The sequence below is a fragment of the Gordonia sp. LMA484 genome, from assembly GCF_058129505.1.
The window spans coordinates 5353028-5370880 of record NZ_CM176700.1; the positions used below are offsets into that span (position 1 = coordinate 5353028).

At 67.7% G+C, this 17853-nt stretch carries 13 protein-coding genes; 7 read left to right on the forward strand and 6 right to left on the reverse strand.

Translation table 11 applies throughout. The features are described from left to right. Positions 1-118: 118 nt before the first annotated feature. Positions 119-1738 (forward strand): AMP-binding protein, encoded by a 1620-nt coding sequence (locus AC4AMJ_RS23815; RefSeq protein ID WP_489915121.1) that lies wholly within the window; start codon positions 119-121, stop codon positions 1736-1738. Positions 1739-2188: 450 nt separating this feature from the next. Here the strand turns inward: AC4AMJ_RS23815 and AC4AMJ_RS23820 are convergent, their stop codons facing one another. Then, on the reverse strand, positions 2189-2515 hold the full coding sequence (locus AC4AMJ_RS23820; protein WP_489898694.1) for a hypothetical protein: 327 nt from the start codon (positions 2513-2515) through the stop codon (positions 2189-2191). Between the two features lie 140 nt (positions 2516-2655). Between AC4AMJ_RS23820 and AC4AMJ_RS23825 the strand changes: the two genes are divergently transcribed. Further along, the gene (locus tag AC4AMJ_RS23825; protein WP_489915123.1) at positions 2656-5472 is read left to right on the forward strand and encodes a helix-turn-helix transcriptional regulator; all 2817 of its coding nucleotides are present in this window, start codon (positions 2656-2658) and stop codon (positions 5470-5472) included. A 73-nt stretch (positions 5473-5545) separates the two neighbouring features. Next, on the forward strand, positions 5546-6109 hold the full coding sequence (locus AC4AMJ_RS23830; RefSeq protein ID WP_489915125.1) for a DinB family protein: 564 nt from the start codon (positions 5546-5548) through the stop codon (positions 6107-6109). 20 nt (positions 6110-6129) lie between these two features. On the opposite strand, the gene AC4AMJ_RS23835 is transcribed toward AC4AMJ_RS23830, so the two are convergent. Both AC4AMJ_RS23835 and AC4AMJ_RS23840 read right to left on the reverse strand, forming a co-directional pair. Then, the gene (locus AC4AMJ_RS23835; protein WP_489915127.1) at positions 6130-8370 is read right to left on the reverse strand and encodes a molybdopterin-containing oxidoreductase family protein; all 2241 of its coding nucleotides are present in this window, start codon (positions 8368-8370) and stop codon (positions 6130-6132) included. Between the two features lie 83 nt (positions 8371-8453). Further along, positions 8454-9038 (reverse strand): TetR/AcrR family transcriptional regulator, encoded by a 585-nt coding sequence (locus tag AC4AMJ_RS23840; RefSeq protein WP_489915129.1) that lies wholly within the window; start codon positions 9036-9038, stop codon positions 8454-8456. Between the two features lie 267 nt (positions 9039-9305). On the opposite strand from AC4AMJ_RS23840, the gene AC4AMJ_RS23845 reads away from it, so the two are divergent. The 3 genes from AC4AMJ_RS23845 (at position 9306) to AC4AMJ_RS23855 (ending at position 13351) form a co-directional block, all read left to right on the forward strand. Beyond that, positions 9306-10826 (forward strand): flavin-containing monooxygenase, encoded by a 1521-nt coding sequence (locus AC4AMJ_RS23845; RefSeq protein ID WP_489915131.1) that lies wholly within the window; start codon positions 9306-9308, stop codon positions 10824-10826. Positions 10827-11289: 463 nt separating this feature from the next. Beyond that, on the forward strand, positions 11290-12069 hold the full coding sequence (locus AC4AMJ_RS23850; protein ID WP_489915133.1) for a class I SAM-dependent methyltransferase: 780 nt from the start codon (positions 11290-11292) through the stop codon (positions 12067-12069). A gap of 19 nt (positions 12070-12088) precedes the next feature. Beyond that, positions 12089-13351 (forward strand): PGAP1-like alpha/beta domain-containing protein, encoded by a 1263-nt coding sequence (locus AC4AMJ_RS23855; protein ID WP_489915135.1) that lies wholly within the window; start codon positions 12089-12091, stop codon positions 13349-13351. 532 nt (positions 13352-13883) lie between these two features. On the opposite strand, the gene AC4AMJ_RS23860 is transcribed toward AC4AMJ_RS23855, so the two are convergent. Continuing rightward, positions 13884-15413: a molybdopterin-dependent oxidoreductase gene (locus tag AC4AMJ_RS23860; protein ID WP_489915137.1), complete on the reverse strand. Its 1530-nt coding sequence runs from the start codon at positions 15411-15413 to the stop codon at positions 13884-13886. A 212-nt stretch (positions 15414-15625) separates the two neighbouring features. Here AC4AMJ_RS23860 and AC4AMJ_RS23865 point away from each other — a divergent pair, with 212 nt between their 5' ends. Beyond that, the gene (locus AC4AMJ_RS23865; protein WP_489898685.1) at positions 15626-16288 is read left to right on the forward strand and encodes a fasciclin domain-containing protein; all 663 of its coding nucleotides are present in this window, start codon (positions 15626-15628) and stop codon (positions 16286-16288) included. A gap of 502 nt (positions 16289-16790) precedes the next feature. On the opposite strand, the gene AC4AMJ_RS23870 is transcribed toward AC4AMJ_RS23865, so the two are convergent. Next, on the reverse strand, positions 16791-17495 hold the full coding sequence (locus tag AC4AMJ_RS23870; protein WP_489915139.1) for an NUDIX hydrolase: 705 nt from the start codon (positions 17493-17495) through the stop codon (positions 16791-16793). A 19-nt stretch (positions 17496-17514) separates the two neighbouring features. Further along, positions 17515-17802 carry an FmdB family zinc ribbon protein gene (locus AC4AMJ_RS23875; protein WP_489898683.1) on the reverse strand — a complete coding sequence of 96 codons (288 nt, stop codon included), beginning with the start codon at positions 17800-17802 and terminating at the stop codon, positions 17515-17517. Positions 17803-17853 lie beyond the last annotated feature (51 nt).

Sequence of the window (17853 nt, forward strand, 5' to 3'; positions counted from 1 at the left end):
CCCTCTTCGGGGGGTGTACCCGCGTCGTCAGGACGCGCAGAATGTGACCCACATTACCGCCTCGGCGTGGTCCGGCCCGGGCCGCGCGTTCCGCCGACAGCACTGAAGGTCCCTCACGATGACGCAGACCGCTCCCACCCCTGCCGACCACACCCCCGCCGACCACACCCCCGCCGACCACACCCCCGCCGACGACACCCCCGTCACCGAGACGCTCGCCGAGTGGCTCGCGATCTACGGCGACGACCAGGCGAACGCCGCCAAGCTCTTGGTGGACCGGCACGATCCGGCTGCGGTCGCCTTCACCACGATCGACGTCGACGGCGACGATCTGGTGACCGTCGACCTGACCTACGGGGAGTTGGCCGACGCCTCGAAGCGGTTCGCGTCCGCGTTGGCCGAGATGGGTGTCGGTAGCGGCGACACGGTCGGCGTGCTGATGGGCAAGCGCGCCGAACTGGTCGTGTCGCTGCTCGCGATCGCGCGACTCGGTGCGGTGTACATCCCGTTGTTCACCGCGTTCGCGACACCCGCCATCGAGATGCGCGTGACCGCCGGGAAGGCGCGGGTGGTGATCACCGAGCCGAGTCAGGCCGCCAAACTGGAGGGCATCGACGACATCACGACCGTCGTGGCCGGTGAGCAGTTCGATGCGCTGGTCGCCGACCACGAGCCCCTCGTCGAGTCGTCGAGCGTCGGGGGCGACGGCGCGCTCATCCTGCTGTTCACGAGTGGGACCACCGGCGCCCCGAAAGGCGTGCCGGTGCCGGTGCGGGCACTGGCCGCCTTCCACTGCTACATGCATTACGGCCTCGACGTCTCCGCCGACGACGTCTTCTGGAATGCGGCCGATCCGGGCTGGGCGTACGGCCTGTACTACGGCATCCTCGGCCCGCTGGCGATCGGACGTCGAAACCTGTTGCTGCACTCCGGTTTCTCGCCCGAGCTGACCGCGCGGATCATGCGCGAGCTCGGGGTCACGAACTTCGCCGCCGCACCGACGGTCTACCGGTCGTTGTCCAAGGACCCGTCGTTCACCGGACTGTCTCTGCGCCGGGCGTCGTCGGCGGGCGAGCCGCTCACACCCGATGTCATCGAGTGGGCGCGCGCCACTCTCGGCACCGAGGTCCGCGACCACTACGGCCAGACCGAGCACGGCATGTTCATCAACAACCACTGGCATCCCGATGTGGCCGAGCCCCTGGTCCCCGGATCGATGGGCAAGCCGATGCCCGGTTTCGCGACCGGGATCGTCGACGGTCAGATCGCCATCGACGTCGCGAAGAGCCCGCTGATGTTCTTCGACGGCTACCTCGACGCCCCGGACAAGACCGCGGCGCGGTTCACCGAGGATCGTGCCTGGTACCTGACCGGCGACACCGGGCGCATGGACTCCGACGGCCGCTTCTACTTCTCGGCCCGCGACGACGACGTGATCATCATGGCCGGCTATCGCATCGGGCCGTTCGACGTGGAGAGCGTACTGATCACCCATCCGTCCGTGGTCGATGTGGCGGTTGTCGGCCGGCCCGACCAGCTGCGCGGCGAGGTGCTCGAGGCGTTCGTGGTGCTCGCCGACGGCGTCGACGGCACCGACGACCTCGAGCGTGAGCTTCAGCAGCTGGTCAAGACCGGCTTTGCCGCCCACGCCTATCCGCGAACTGTGCACTTCGTCGACGCACTGCCCAAGACCCCGAGCGGCAAGATCCAGCGGTTCATCCTGCGCAAACAGGACTGACGCCCCTCGCCGCTCGGGCAGGAGGTGACGGGCTCGAGCGTCACAACCGGGTCCTTGGGGAGCGAGTCGCGCAATACCAATGCCACCACCACACCGGTCCTTGAGGCGCCGCCCTGAGGAGCGAGCCTGCGAGCGTCACGAACGGAACGAGCGATGCGTCACCTCCCGCTCCCTGAGGAGCCTCGCGAGGCGTCGCCCTGAGGAGCGAGCCTGCGAGCGTCACGAAGGGCACGAGCGATGCGTCACGAAGGGCCGACCCTTCGTGACGGCCCTTCGCTAGCGCTCCGGGCCTCCTCAGGGATCGGGAGGAGGGTAAGAGCCCTGCGCCGTCACGAAGCCCTTCGTGACGGCCCTTCGCTAGCGCTCCGGGCCTCCTCAGGGATCGGGAAGAAGCGCGGCCAACCCTGTCGCGAGGCGCCGACGCGCGGCCACCTCGTTGCCAATGCATGGCTACGTCGTCGCCGGCGCGGCAGCCGCTTCGTACACGGCGGAGACGGGCAGGATCTCGACGCGATCGGGTCCCTTCAACAGCGCGGGGTCCTCGTCCGGCAGCGGGTCGGTCGCCATGATCGCCTTGGTGGCCTCGAGCAGCGCCTCCTCGCTGTCGGCCATCGAGACCACGACCTCGGTGCCGTCGGCGCCGCGGCACACGTAGGCCGAGCGCACGCCCGGTACCGCCATCGCCGCAGGCGCGATCCGATGCTGCTCGGCGAACTCTGAAGCGGCGACCTGTTCGGGTGTACGCGGGCCGTCGAAGTAGGTCAGTTGGATGTACATGATGTCGCTCCTCGGTGGTCCGGCGCACCGCTCCGGCGGGGTCAGGTGATGGTGCGCGTCAAGTCTGTGTCCGAACGGGGCCGCGACGAATCAGTGCCAGCACGTAGTCGAGTACGCATTCGGCGGTCCATACTCGCTACGTGGAGGCACCGTTCGTCGGTCGTGCGCACGAGGTGGCGCAGCTGCGTGGTGCCGTCCTCGCCGCCGGACAGGGGCGCGGGCGCATCGCGGTGATCTCCGGACCCGCCGGGATCGGGAAGACCCGGCTGACCGATGTGGTCACCGACATCGTGTCCGACCTCGCGATCCCGATCGCCCGGGGACGCGCGGTCGACGACGACGGGATGCCGGCGCTGTGGCCCTGGCGGCGGGTGGCCCGCGACGTCGACGGGTTGCGTGCCGTTCTGGACGGGCAGACCGATCGGGCGTCGACCGGCGCTTCTCGGTTCGAGTTCCTCGAGACGGCCGCTGATGTGGTGCGCGTCGAGGCAGCACCCCGCGGGCTGGTCATCGTCCTGGAGGATCTGCACTGGGCAGACCGCACCTCGCTGCTGCTGTTGCGCCATCTCGTCGCCGATCTGACGGGCACCCGACTACTCGTGCTCGTAACTGTCCGGGATCCCGCCGGAGCCGCCGGGGATCGAGCGGCCGAGGTGCTGTCGGAGCTGCAACGGGCGCCGAGCGCGCTGTCGATTCCGCTGGCCGGGCTCGCTCGGGCCGAGGTGCGTCGATGGCTGAGCGAGGCGATCGGATCCGCCGACATCTCCGACCGACTCGTCGCCCATGTCCACGACGGGACCGATGGCAACCCCCTGCTCGTGCGCCTGATCATCGAGTCGATCCGGACCGGCGGTACATCGTCGTTGCCGGACTTCTCGTCCCGGTCCCAGGTCAGGCAGCTGACGCGCGGAATCCTGCGCCCGCTCGAACCGTCGACACGTGAAGTGCTCTCCGCCGCAGCAGTACTCGGCGAGCACCTCGACCCGACCGTGATCACTCGGATGCTGGATCGCCCTGCGCACGCGTGCGCCACCGCGATCGACGAAGCCGCTGCTGCCGGGATAATCCTCTCCACCCCCGGCCATCTCGCGTTCACGCATGCACTCGTGCGCGACGCGATCCACGGCGACATCGGTGAGATGGAACGTCGGACGCTCCACGCGGCTGCCGCACGCGCGCTCGCCGAGCGCGATGACACCGACGAGATAGCCGGGTTAATCGCCACGCACTGGCAGCGCGCCGGAATCCCCACGCACGCCGGCGACTGCGCCCGGTGGGCCGAACGTGCCGCCGACACCGCATGGAAGTCACACGCCTACGACGAAGCCGCGGATTTCCGCTCCATTGCACTGGACGTCACACCTGACGACCGCGATGGCCGCCGACGACGCCTGATGCTCGACACCGCGCGAGCCGAGTTCGCCGCCGGTCGCATCGCAATCAGCCTCGACTACAGCTGCGGCGCAGCAGATCTCGCAGAGATCGCCGGCGATCACAGCACGTTGGCGGAGTCGGCCCTGGTCGTCAGCGGAATCGGTTCCGCCGAGGTCATGAGTGTGGTCGACGATCTGTGCCGCCGGGCCCTGGACATCGTGCCCGACGCCGACACCGCCCGGCGAGCCCGACTGTTGGCTCAGCGCGCCATGGCTGCGGCCGAACGTGAGGACAACCAGACACAGGCACGGTTGTCCGAATCGGCACTGGAGATCGCTGAGCATAGCGCCGATCCCGATGCACTGCTGGACGCCATCGCGGCCCGGCACCTGGCATTGGCGTCATGCGGGCGTGAACGTGAGCGAGAAGAACTCGCACGCAGGGCAATCGGCCTCGCCGACCGATCCACCCAGCCACTGGCGACCATGTGGGGGCACGTCTGGATGGCCGACGCCGGTTTCGGCACGGGGAACATCGGGTTGGTCGAACGCTCGCTGGCCGAGCTGGATCGGACCGCAGCACGACACCACCTCCGGCTGGCCCAGTGGCATGCGCTTAGGGTCAGGGCCGTGCTGGATCTCCTCCGCGGGGACATCGCCACGGCGCTCGTACACAACGAGGCGTCGGCGGCGCTCGGCGTCGTGATGGACGACTCGTCGCTACGGGGGATCTCCGACGCGTTCACCTCGCAGGTGTACATCCTCCGCGGGCAGGTCGACGATCTCGCGACCACCCGCCGGATGATCCACGCAGCCCAACAGATCCAGCTCGCGCGGGTGTTCCTGCCCGTGATGCTGGCGATCGCCGGTGAACACGACGAGGCCACTGCCGCGTTCGAGGAGTTCCGCCACGTCCCGGACACCGACGCCCGTGGACCTCGCTGGGTGCCGCTGCTGGTTCAGATCGGTTACGGTGCTGTGTTGTTGGACGACGCCGTGACCGCCGCCAAGGTGTTCGACCATCTCGCATACCTGCGCGACAATTACGGTCCGGGCGGGGGTGTGGCCAGTCCCGGGGCGTTTGCCCGGGTGCTCGCGGATCTGGCCCGGGTCGCCGGCCGACGCGACGAGGCCATCGCGCTGTATCGGCAGGCGATCACCATGAACACGCGAATCGGGTCACGCCCCTACGTCGCGTTGAGTCGACTGGGTCTGGCAACCGCGCTGGCCGAGGGTGGCAACCGCGGTGACCTCGACCAGGCGGTCGAGCTCGCACGCAGCGCCGCGGATGAATGCCGGCGGCTCGACCTCCCCGGGCATCTGCGTGCCGCGACGGATCTGCTGTGCACGCTGGGTGCAGGCCCTTCGAGCAACGGATCATCGCCGAACCCGTTGTCCAAGCGAGAGAACGAGGTTGCCGCCCTCGTCGCCGACGGGTTGTCGAACCGCGACATCGCCGACCGGCTGTTCCTGTCGGAGCGGACCGTCGAAGCCCACGTGCGCAGCATGCTCACCAAACTCGGGTTCTCCAACCGCACCGAGGTCGCCGCGTGGGTGGTGCGAAGGAAGAACAGAGAACGTTGAGAAAGCGGACCGAAGCTGTCCGCAATTGGCAATAGCGTCGTCATCACCAGCACGAACAACGAGAGGGACGATCATGGCCGGCACCTACACCCCCGTCGCACTGCCCTTCACCGTCAGTGGAGAGAAGGAGGACCTGCTCATCCTGCTCGCCGATCAGCGAGCGCTGTTCAAGGTGACGCTGCAAGGAATCACCGAAGAGCAGGCGCGGCAGCGCACGACGGTGAGTGAACTGACCCTCGGGGGACTCCTCAAGCATCTCGCCGTCGGTGAACAGGGCACGCTCAGCGAACTCATCGAGCGAGACGAGACGGCCGAGTTCGACATGGCCCAGGCGGCGCACGCCTACGATCTGACCGACGACGAGACCGTGGCGGACTGGCTGGCCGAGTACGACCGGGCGGCGGCGGCGCTCGACGAGTACGTCGCGAACGTCGGCAGCCTCGACGAACTGATCCCTCAGATGACCGCGCCCTGGCAGCCGGAGCGGGAGTGGTGGTCGATCCGGAAGATGTTGTTGCACAAGCTTCGTGAGACCGCCCATCATTCCGGTCACGCCGACATCATCCGTGAGGCGCTGGACGGACAGACCACCATGGCGGCGATCTACGACGGCCCCGACCCGGCCGAGTGGAACTGACGGAACGCTGTCGGACGCGCTCAGCTCGTCGAGACCTCCGCGTGGCCGCGCGGGGCGACGTCGACCGGGTCGAGCGCCGACACCTCGATCGGCACCCCGGTCATGTTGGCCATCCCGGCCAGGCGTTCCAGGTCCGCCGGATTCGATGAGATCAGCTCGTTGACGTTGACGCCGCCGCTGCCCAGCTCGTTGGCCGCGGCGGCGTTGGCGCGGGTCCAGCCGCCGGTTCCGTTGTGTCCCCAGCCATGCGGGATGGCGACGACGCCGCGCTTGATGTCGTCGGTGAGGGAGACGGGCAGCTCGATCGCGCCGTGCGCGGACCGCACGGCCACCAGGTCGCCCTCGCCGATGCCTCGGTCGCGCGCGTCGTCGGGGTGCATGCGCGCCGCGTGCAGCCGACCCCCGCGCAGCAGCATCGGCGCGTTGTGCTGCCAGCTGTTCTCCGAGCGGATCTCCCGCATGCCGATGAGTCGCAACGGTAGTCGCGCATCACCGGGAGTCGCGAGTCGGTCGATCTCGGCGAGCAGCTCGGGCTCGTCGAGGTGAACCCGGCGGTCGCGATAGGTGACCGTGTTGCGCAGGCGGCCAGGTTCCAGCCCGTCCGCGACGACGACGCCGTGCGGCTGGTCGTTCACGAGGCGTCGATAGGTGAGACCGCCGCGACGCAGACCGAATCGGTCGCCTCCGGCGCCCATCCGGATCACCAGGTCCGACAGCCGCTGCGGGTTCCACAGCCTGCCGAGACCGGCGGACACGCGGTTCATCAGGTGCAGACCACCCACCAGCACAGAACGTCGCGACAGGGCCGCGATCAGTTCGTTGACGACCGTCCATTCCTCGCGGGCCTCGCCGCGTGGTGTGATCACCGGATCGGTCGCCTGTTTGAACGGTGTGGTGAACAGTGCCTGGAACGGCAGCAGGAAGTCGCCGCGTTCGTACATGGTGGTGGCCGGGAGGATGTAGTCGGCGTGGGCGTTGGTCTCATTGCGATAGATGTCCAGGGAGACCAGGAGATCGAGGTCGTCGAGTGCAGCGCTGAGCTCCGGACCGTTGGGTACCGACAGCACGGGGTTGCCGGCACCGACGAACAACGCGCGGAGTTGTCCGCGACCAGCAGTGGTGATCTCCTTCGCCATCACCGACGCCGGCGCGGTACCCAGCACCTGGGGGAGGTTGCCGATGCGACTCCGCCGGGCACCCCACGCGAATCGCGACACCCGCTGCAGCGCGGCGACGCCGAGGCGTTGACCCGGGATGCCCAGATCGCCGAACATCGATCCGCCGACGACGTCGAGGTTGCCGGCGACCAGGTTGACCATGTCCAGCAGCGCGGTGGTGAGTGTCCCCGTCCGCCCGAGCGAGGTACCGACGCGGCCATACACGGCGGCCCGTTCGGTGTGGACCAGCGAGCGGGCCAGGTCGCGGGCGACGTCGGCCGGTACATCGGTGATCTCTGCCGTCGACTCCGGTGCATACCCGGCGACGATGCGCGCCAGGCTGTCCACGCCGCGGGCCCGGCGATTGAGCCGGTCCACATCGACGAGCCCTTCGTCGAACATCACATGCAGCAGCGACAGCAGAAAGAACGCGTCGGTGTCCGGGACGATCGGCAGCCATTCGTGCTCGCGCGCGGTCTCGGTGCGACGCGGATCGACCACGAGGACACGACCGCCACGGGCGGTGATCTCGTTCAGTCCCTCCCGAATCCGCGGTGAGCTCATCACGCTGCCATGGGAGACAACCGGATTGGCGCCGATGATGACCAGCAGCTGCACGCGGTTGATGTCCGGGATCGGCGCCGCGACCGGATTGCCGTAGAGGAAATGACTGGCCACGAAGCGGTTGTTGACGTCCTGCGACCCGGCCGAGTACACGTGCGGCGTGCCGAGAAGGCTCATGAACACGCCTGCCCAGAGGGTGTGCCCGGTCGAGAAGGTGGCGGGGTTGCCGATATACCAGCCGATGCCCGAACTGCCGTGACGTCGATGCACGTCGACCAGTCGCTCGCCGATGTCGCTGAGAGCCTCCTCCCACGACACCTCGTCGAACTCGCCGTCTCCTCGCTTGCGCAGCGGGCGCAGCACACGATCGGGATCGTTCACGATCTCGGTGAACGCGATGCCCTTGGGGCAGGCGAAGCCCTGCGACAACGGATGCTGCTTGTCCGGGCGGAGTCCGACGAGCCGGTCGTCCTCGACGGTCGCGATCATCCCGCAGAGCGGCTCGCAGATCCGGCAGTAGGTGACTTTCTCTTCACGCATGAGATCTTCCCTGGGCTGTGGGTGTCGCGGTGCGGGTGATCGCGGTGCGATCTGACAACAAGTGTTGCATGATGTCGGTCCGGTCACGCCCGAATGCTGTCGACCGCCGTGACGATGTTCTGAAAGGTGATCTGCGCCTGCGACCGCGCGTCGTCGAGCGTGGTGGCACCGCGTTCGACCAGGCCCACGACGCCGATGACCAGCATCGTGACCTGCGCGGCCGCGAACACGGGGTCGAGGCGGTCGTCGATCTCCCCCTGCGCCTGTCCCCGACGGATCGCCCGGACGACCGGGGCCGAGGCCCTGGCCTCGAGTTCGAACAGGGTCGGGTCGGTGCGTCGATACATCAGGATGAACCGATAGCGCTCCCCGATGGTGATGGCGTCGTCGAGGTAGGACCTCAGCGCCGGCACCACCGGCCCCTCGGTCGGCAGCCGGAGGGCCAACGCGGCCGAGTCCGCCAACGCTTCGGCGTGCAGGGCGGTCAACAGTTGCTCACGATTCGTGAAATGCCGGTACAGAGTGGCCCGATTGACCCCGGCCGCCTCGGCGATCTGCTGCATCGACGCGTTGGGCGACTGCCCGAGGAGCGTGATCGCACCCTCGATGATCGCGGTGCGATTCCGTTCCACGTCTGCGCGTGCTTGCGTGGCGAGCGTCACAGGCATAGCGTACATGCAACATCGATGTCGCACTTTTGCCGGCACCGATGGTGCTGTCGCTGTCTTGCGGCGGTCGGGGCCGCATGACAGCGCCGCAGGACAGCGGGGATCGGCGCACGCCCGGGTGCGCACCGGGCGTGCGCCGATTCCCCGTACAGGTGGGGTTCGACGAACTACGGTGACGGCAGCGGTTCACCGCGTGCAACAGAGATCGGCGATCACGAGGATCGTTGCGCACGTGGGTGATCGAGAGGTCTCGACGAGGAGGTTCCGATGGATGAGAACACGGCAGGCACAGCTCACGGCAGCGCCGCGGACGCGGACGGCTCAGAGGCGTTCCACGACGTCATCATCCTCGGCGCAGGGCTGTCCGGCATCGACGCCGCTTACCGACTGCGCCAGGAGAATCCGTCTCTGCGGTACGTGATACTGGAACGCCGGGAGCGGATCGGCGGGACCTGGGACCTGTTCCGCTATCCCGGCATCCGGTCCGACAGTGACATCTTCACCCTCAGTTTCCCGTTCGAGCCGTGGCATCGGCCGGAGGCCCTGGCCCAGGGAGGGGACATCCGGAACTATCTGGCCGAGACCGCCGAGAAGTACGGCATCGACGAACACATCCGGTTCGGACATCACGTGCGAAGCGCGGACTGGGACTCGGGGACCGACAGCTGGACGGTCACCGCGACCGCCGACGGGACCGAGCAGACCTACCGGGGCCGGTTCGTCTATTTCGCCACCGGGTACTACGACTACGACGAGCCGTACACGCCGCACTTCGCCGGCATCGACGACTTCACCGGCACCGTCGTGCATCCCCAGAAATGGCCGGAAGATCTCGACTTCACCGGCAAACGCATCGTGGTCATCGGCAGCGGCGCGACCGCGGTCAGTCTCATCCCGTCGCTAACCGAACGGGCCGCCCACGTCACGATGCTGCAGCGGTCGCCGTCCTACATCGTCTCGATGAAACAGAAGCAGCGACTCAACCCACTGATCCGGAAGGTGCTGCCCGCCAAGGCCGCTCATCAGGTCATCCGGACGCGGTACGCAGCCCAGACAGCCGCTCTGGTCCATGCGGTGCACCGGTTCCCGACGATGGGACGGAAGTTCGTGACCGCCGGGGTGCGCAAAGAGCTGCCCGACGACTACCCGATCGATGTGCACTTCAATCCGCACTACAACCCATGGGATCAGCGGATGTGCATGGTCCCCGACGCCGACCTGTTCCAGGCGATCACCGACGGGTCGGTCGAGATGGTGACCGACCACATCGATCACATCGACGCCACCGGTGTCGCGGTGAAATCCGGCCGGCATCTCGACGCCGACGTGATCGTCACCGCGACCGGACTGCAGCTCCTGGCCTTCGGCGGCATCACCATCCGCGTCGACGATGCCGAGGTCAAGCCGCATGATCGGTTCGTCTTCAAGAACCATCTGCTCGAAGATGTCCCGAACCTGGCCTGGTCGGTCGGCTACACCAACGCGTCGTGGACGCTACGCGCCGACATGACTGCCCGCGCCGTCGCGAAGCTGGTCAAATACATGCGCTCACACGGCTATACACACGCCTACCCGCATCTGGGCGAGGTGTCGATGGCGGCGCAGCCGGTGTGGGATCTGAAGGCCGGGTATGTGGAACGCAGCCCCGAGGCCCTGCCGAAGTCCGGGACGCACGGCAAGTGGAAGGTCCGCCACAACTACTACCGCGACGCCATCGACCACTACACCGACAACATCGAGGATTCGATGGTGTTCGGCCGGGCGCCGGCCGCCGTGACTGCGTCCTGACCCGACCAGTAGATGGAGACCCAGGCCGTCCCCACCCCACCCGGTCTCCGAGGAACCTCGCGAGGAACGAACAGAACGTCCCCACCCGGTCCCTGAGGAGCCTCGCGAGGCGCCGCCCTGAGGAGCGAGCCTGCGAGCGTCACGAAGGGAACGAGCGAAGCGTCCCCACCCGGCCCCTGAGGAGCCTCGCGAGGCGCCGCCCTGAGGAGCGAGCCTGCGAGCGTCACGAAGGGAACGAGCGATGCGTCACGAAGGGCCCGCCCAACGATCGCCCCCAAGCAGCCTCACCAGAAACGAACAAAACGTCCCCACCCGGCCCCTGAGGAGCCTCGCGAGGCGCCGCCCTGAGGAGCGAGCCTGCGAGCGTCACGAAGGGAACGAGCGATGCGTCACGAAGGGCCCGCCCGACGTTCGCACCTGAGGTCCGCCCGATCGGCGTATCGTCAGCCCACGGAGGTCTGCGATGGTCGACTGGGATGGTGAACGATACGCCGACGTCAGCGGGTTGCAGCGCATGGTCGCCGAGGCGTCGATCCGAGACATCGACCTCGCCGGTGACGAGCGTCTGCTCGACGTCGGATGTGGCGATGGTTTCATCACCGTGCTGCTGGCCGAGCGACTGCCGCGCGGCACGGTGGTCGGGGTCGACGCGTCGCGGCGGATGATCGATGCGGCGCTCGCCCGCGTGCCCTCGGACATGTTGCGTGTGCAGTTCCACGTCGATGACGCACTGTCGCTCCCGTTCGATCGCGATTTCGACATCGCGGTGTCCTTCAATGCCCTGCATTGGGTGATCGATCAGACCGCAGCGCTGGCACAGATTGCCCACAGTCTCGACGACGGTGGCCGCGCGGTGATCCAGGTGGTGTGCGCGACCGACCGACCGAGCATCGAGGACCTCGCGATGGAGGTCGCGGCGAGCCCGGCGTGGCGGGCGTGCTTCAGGGATTTCGACCCGCCGTACATCCACGTCGACCCGGATCGGTTCCGCGCATCCGCCGAACAGGCGGGATTCACCGTGACGGACATCCGCATCGATGACCTGCAGTGGCAGTTCGACTCAACCGAAGACTTCACGCAGTGGTTCGCCGTCGGGGCGACGGCGTGGACGGCGCGCATCCCCGGCGAGCGGGTGGACGATTTCGCCGCAGAGGTCGTCGTTCGGTATCAGGAGTCGATCGATGCGTCGGCCCTGTTCCGGTTCGGTCAACTGCGGGCCGCACTTACTCTCGCTCCCCGTTGACGGGACACGGTGGGTGTACATGCGTACACTCAAAACCGTGGCAGCATCAGCCGACGCCGACGAACTCGGCGCTCTGACGCATCTCGCCCTCGCCGAGCTGCGGGACGCGATCCATGGCCTGAGCAGCATGCACCGCTCCGTCTCCACCGGCATCTTCGGGGCATTGCGGCCGATTCTCGGCCCGACGATCGAGTCACCGCGCATGGTGCACGACGCCGTGAGCGAGGGCACCTACCAATCTCTCGGAGCCCTGCTGGACACCGCGGAATCGATCGCGGACCGCTTGCCGCCGTCGGACCGCGCACTCTCACAGACACCCCGTGGTGCCGCGCTGCTCGGGATTCTCAACGGATTGATCGGCGACGAACTCGCCGCCGACCGATCGCCACTCGCCACCGACATGTCGATCCGGGTGAACGGTGCACCCATCTCGATCGGTACCCGATCTCTGGAGCGTGCCTTTCCCGCCGCGACCGGTCATCTCGTCGTCTTTCTGCACGGGCTGATGGAGTCCGAGCGCGCATGGGCGATCGGCGGCAGACCGACGTATGGGGACCGGCTGTCCACCGACATCGCCGCCACCGAGGTGCAGATCCGCTACAACACCGGCCGCCACATCAGCGACAACGGTCGCGATCTCGCCGACCTGCTGACCGATCTGGTGCTGCTCTGGCCGACCCCGGTCACCCGCATGACCTTGGTCGGTCATTCCATGGGCGGTCTCGTCATCCGCAGCGGCTGCCACTTCGCCACCCAGCACGGCGACTACTGGCCCGCGCTCGTGACCGAGACCGCCTACCTCGGTACACCGCACCTCGGGGCGCCCCTCGAGCGCGGGGTGCACGCCCTGTCGTCGGTGCTGCGGTCATCGTCGGCGACCCGTCCGATCAGCAATCTGCTCCGCCGGCGTAGCGCGGGGGTGCGCGATCTCTTCCACGGCAATCTCACGCCGGAGGACTGGGCCGACCGGGAACCCGACGCGTGGCCACAACCGCCCGGCGCCGACGTTCCCCTGCTCCCCACTGCCCGCCACCTGTTCGTCACGGCGACCCTCACCCGCAATCCGAACAATCCGATCGGCCGGCTGATCGGCGACGGCCTCGTCCTGACACCGAGTGGGCAGGGCGCACCGACTCGCACCCGTCTCGGGCTACGGTTCTCCGATGGCCTCGACCTCGGCGGGGCTCATCACTTCACGTTGTTGAACAACGAGGAGATCTATCGATGGCTGCTGGCGAATCTCACACCGCGACAGGCATTGCCACCGGGCCGATCCGCCTGAGCGAGGAGCTCGACTCAACGAGGCCCGCAACGCTTCTCGCGCAACCCCGCCCCGGCTCCCCCGGTCCCTGAGGAGCGATCGTGCGAGAGCTCCCGGCCCTGAGGAGCGAGCTTGCGAGAGCCCCCCGGTCCCTGAGGAGCGAGCTTGCGAGAGCCCCCGGTCCCTGAGGAGCGAGCTTGCGAGCGCCCCCGGTCCCTGAGGAGCGAGCTTGCGAGCGTCACGAAGGGCCGCCCTTCGTGACGCATCCTCGCAAGCTCGGAGGCTCCTCAGGGAGCGGATGGTGGCCCTCGCAAGCTCGGAGGCTCCTCAGGGAGCGGATGGTGGCGCTCGCAAGCTCGGCGGCTCACCGGGGGAACAGGTGGTCGCGCCGGCAAGCTCGCAGGCTCCTCAGGGAGCGGATGGTGCCGGCAAGCTCGGCGGCTCGCCGGGGGAACAGGTGGTCGCGCCGGCAAGCTCGCAGGCTCCCCGGGGGAACAGGTGGTCGCGCCGGCAAGCTCGCAGGCCCCCCGAGCCCGGGGTGGTTGGACACGCCTTACTCGGCATCGATCCTGATCACCCGGCTGTGCCATCCGGTCGCGCCGTCGGGGATCGGCGCCACCCGCACCTCGGGCTGGGGGCGACCTGCCGCGTCGGTGGCACGGCAGTACAGCGTGTGCTGTCCCGGTGTCGCATCCCAGTTCCAGATCCATTGTCGCCAGGTGTCGATCGAGTACTGCGGCGCGAGTTGCGCTTGCTGCCAAGGCCCGTCGTCAACGCGTACCTCGACCTTGCTGATACCGCGGTGCTGGGCCCACGCCGTGCCGGCGACCACCACACGACCCGGCGCCTGCCGCGAGAGTGGGGCGGGGCGATCGATGCGCGACGCCGTCTTGATGGGCGCGCGAACACCCCAGCCACGCTGCGTCCAGTACGCCTGAGCGCGGTCGAATCGCGTTATCTCCCAGTCGGTCACCCACTTGCAAGCGGACACGAACCCGTAGAGCCCCGGGATGACCTGACGGACCGGGTAACCGTGCTCGAGCGGCAACGGCTCACCATTCATCCCGACGGCGAGCATTGCGTCGCGTCCGTCGGTGATCGCGGCGAGCGGCGTGCCCGACGTCCAGCCGTCAACACTCGTGGACAACAGCATGTCCGCGTCGTTGTGCACACCGACGCGGGCCAGGATGTCGGCCATCGGGAAGCCGATCCAGCGAGCGTTTCCGGCGAGGTCACCCCCGACCTCGTTGGACACGCAGGTCAGCGTGATGATGCGTTCGATGGCCGCCATATCCTGCAGGTCGTCCCAGCTCAGCGTGATCTCCCGGTCGACCATCCCGTGGATGCGCAGTCGCCAGTCCCGGCTGCTCAGCCGCGGAACCTGCAACGCGGTGTCGATGCGATAGAACGTCGCGGTGTCGGTGACGAAGGATGTGGCCCCGTCGATGTTGATGTCGGCGCCGGCCGGGATCGGTGACGCTGCCGACGCCGGCGTGGGAAGCACCACGTCACGTCGCTCGGCGAGAACATCGCCCGAGCGCGACAGTCGTCGAGCGATCAGCCCGGAGGCCGCCGAGGCGGCTGCGAGTAGTCCGGTGGCCGCGATGAACTGTCGCCGGTTCCATCCGGTGGCCGCACCTGCGGTCTGCGGCCTCGCGTTTCGGCACAGCACGATCAGGACGGCGCCCGCAACGACACCGGCCAGCAGCGGGGGCAGTACGAATGAGGGCTCTGCGGTGGGCCGGGTGAGCTCGGCGAGAATGCCGACGCCCGCGAAGAGTACGACGAACGCGACGCCCCACGGTGGTCGCCGGGTCTGGACAATGCCGGCGAGGGCGGCCAGCACCAGCAGGACCGCGCCCACGCCGGCCATCAGGGCAGTCTTGTCAGCAGTGCCGAACGTGTCGATGGCCCACTCCCGTGCCCACGCGGGCGCGTGGTCGACGAGAAATGCCGCGACTGCTTGATACGGCGACGCGAAGGGCGAGATCGGCAGTGCGACAAGCTCACCGACGGCCATCCCGGCCAACACGGCGACCAGGCCGGATGCCAGTGCGCGCAGGTTCGTCTCGAGTGCACGCATGGTCGGTCTCCTCCCACACCGGCCGGGGTTGACATCGGTGATCTCGACAAGGGTTCGGTGCGTGGAAGCCTGCGGATTGGTCGAAGTTTCGGCACCCGACGAAACCACAGGTCAGAGGACTCGGACAATCGGGACCAATCCGGGGCCACCCGCACACCGAATGCCTCAGTGACCCGCCACGCGGTGGGTGTCAACCACAGATTGGATCGATCATGGCTCTCAAGCGAATTCATCGTGTCTTGACCGTGGCGTCAGGTGTCGCCCTGACTGTCGGGCTCGTGGCCGGCTGCTCCTCGGATGACAGCTCCGACTCGACCTCATCGGCCACGAGTATGGCGCCGATGAGCAGTATGGCCTCCGAAAGCGGTTCTGCCACTGCGTCCGGTCTGGTCGGACCAGGATGTGCGGCCTACGCGGAGGCGAATCCGACCGGACCCGCATCGGTCGACGGCATGGCGACTGCGCCGGTGGCCACTGCCGCCGCGGCGAACCCGATGCTCAAGACGTTGACCCAAGCAATCTCGGGCCAGCTCAATCCTGATGTGAATCTGGTGGATACGCTCAACAATGGCGAGTACACCGTGTTCGCGCCCACCGACGACGCATTCGCGAAGCTTCCCGCCGAGACCGTGGACACCCTCAAGACCGATTCCAAGATGCTCACCGATATCCTTACCTACCACGTGGTTTCAGGGCAGGTCGCTCCTGATGCCATCGAAGGCGAGCACAAGACTCTCGAGGGTCAGAGCGTCACCGTGACCGGCTCGGGCGACGATTGGAAGGTCAACGAGGCCGGAGTCGTCTGCGGTGGCGTGAAGACCGCCAACGCGACCGTCTACCTGATCGACGGTGTGCTGACCCCGCCCGCCGCCTGATCGCGACGCACGCGCGGCAATGAGTTGCACGCGAACGTCGGATGGGACCGGAGCACAGACTCCGGTCCCATTCGGTGGGGCTTCCCCTTCGTGACGCTTCGCTCGTTCCTCGCGATGCTCCTCAGGGAGCGGGTGGTCACGCTTCGCTCGTTCCTCGCGATGCTCCTCAGGGAGCGGGTGGTCACGCTTCGCTCGTTCCTCAGAGCGGGTGGTGACTTCTCTCGTTCCTCGCGACGCTCCCCAGCGCTCAGGGAGCGGGTGGCGACGCGCTCGTTCCTCGCGAAGCTCCTCAGGCTCAGTGAGCGAGGTGGTTAACGCATCGCGTCCTCGCGCTGATCCACAGGGAACCGGGCGGTCACGCTTCCCTCGTTCCTCGCGAGAATCCACAGGGAGCGAAGTGGTCACGCACCACAGGGACCGACTGGCAACGCATCGCTCGCTCCTCGACCGGCGGTCGCCTACGCACATCCCCACGAGGGTTGCGCCTACACAGTCGTTTCCGTCAGTCGCCGCCGACGGTCGGTAGCCTCCACCCGAAACTCGATGCGTCGGCGGGACGCCTAAAGAGCCGTGCCGGACGACCACCACCGACACGGGTGACGGGAGAGCCGTCCCCGTCGGTCTCCACCAGCAGCAGTGGCTCGACGCGGCGGTTGAACGAATCGCGCATCAGTTTCCGTCCGAGCACCGCCTCGTGGGTCTCCCGGAGGTCTGTCAGAGTGAACGGCGGACGAACCAGCCCGTCCGGGTCCGGCCGGTCCTCGTACCGGGCCCTCAATCCGTCGACCGCGGCTGTGAGCATGTCGTCGTGGTCGTAGAGCAGATGCTCGCCCGTCTCCAGTTTCCCGTCCACGGTGACCGGGGTGAGTTCGCCGCGCACGTCCGCCAACGCCTCGACGGGTTGAGCCACCGCATGGGCTATCGAGATAGTCCACCCTCGCGGATCGCGATCGGGTTTGCTGAACACCGCGAGCAGCTGTGGCCGAACCTCCGCCGACAATCCAAGCTTGAGTGCCAGCACCTCGTCCACCGTCTGTTCCACGGTGTTGCCCTCGCGGATGAACCTGCCCGGTAGTGCCGGAGCCCCGCTGTCATCACGCTGGACGACGACTCGCAACGAGCCGTTCTCCACCGTCAGCACAGCGATGTCGACGGCCACATGGGGATGCGGATAGTCGGCGAGCTTGCGCCGGGAGGACCTGGCCACACCGACACAGTAGCCCTGCTCAGGGTCTGGGCAGGGTGCGATGCAAGGGGTTCGAGGAGACCGGCGTGGCCCGCCGGGCTCTACCTGGAACGTTCGACACGACCTGTGGTGTGTCCGCGGTCGCCCGGGTCGCGTCGTGCAAGTGCATCGCGCTGGTCGCACCCACGCCCAGCGCCGGCGCGCCGATCACGCGCCGCGCATCGTGGCCGCAGTCCGGGCAGGTGGCGTCGTCCGGGATGGCGGCCATCGGGTGCTGCTCGGTGAAGTCCGCACAGTCCTCGTCGCACCGGTACACGTAGGTCGGCATGACGACACCTTAATGTCCGACGGGCTCATCCGCCGTCGGCGTGCACCGGCG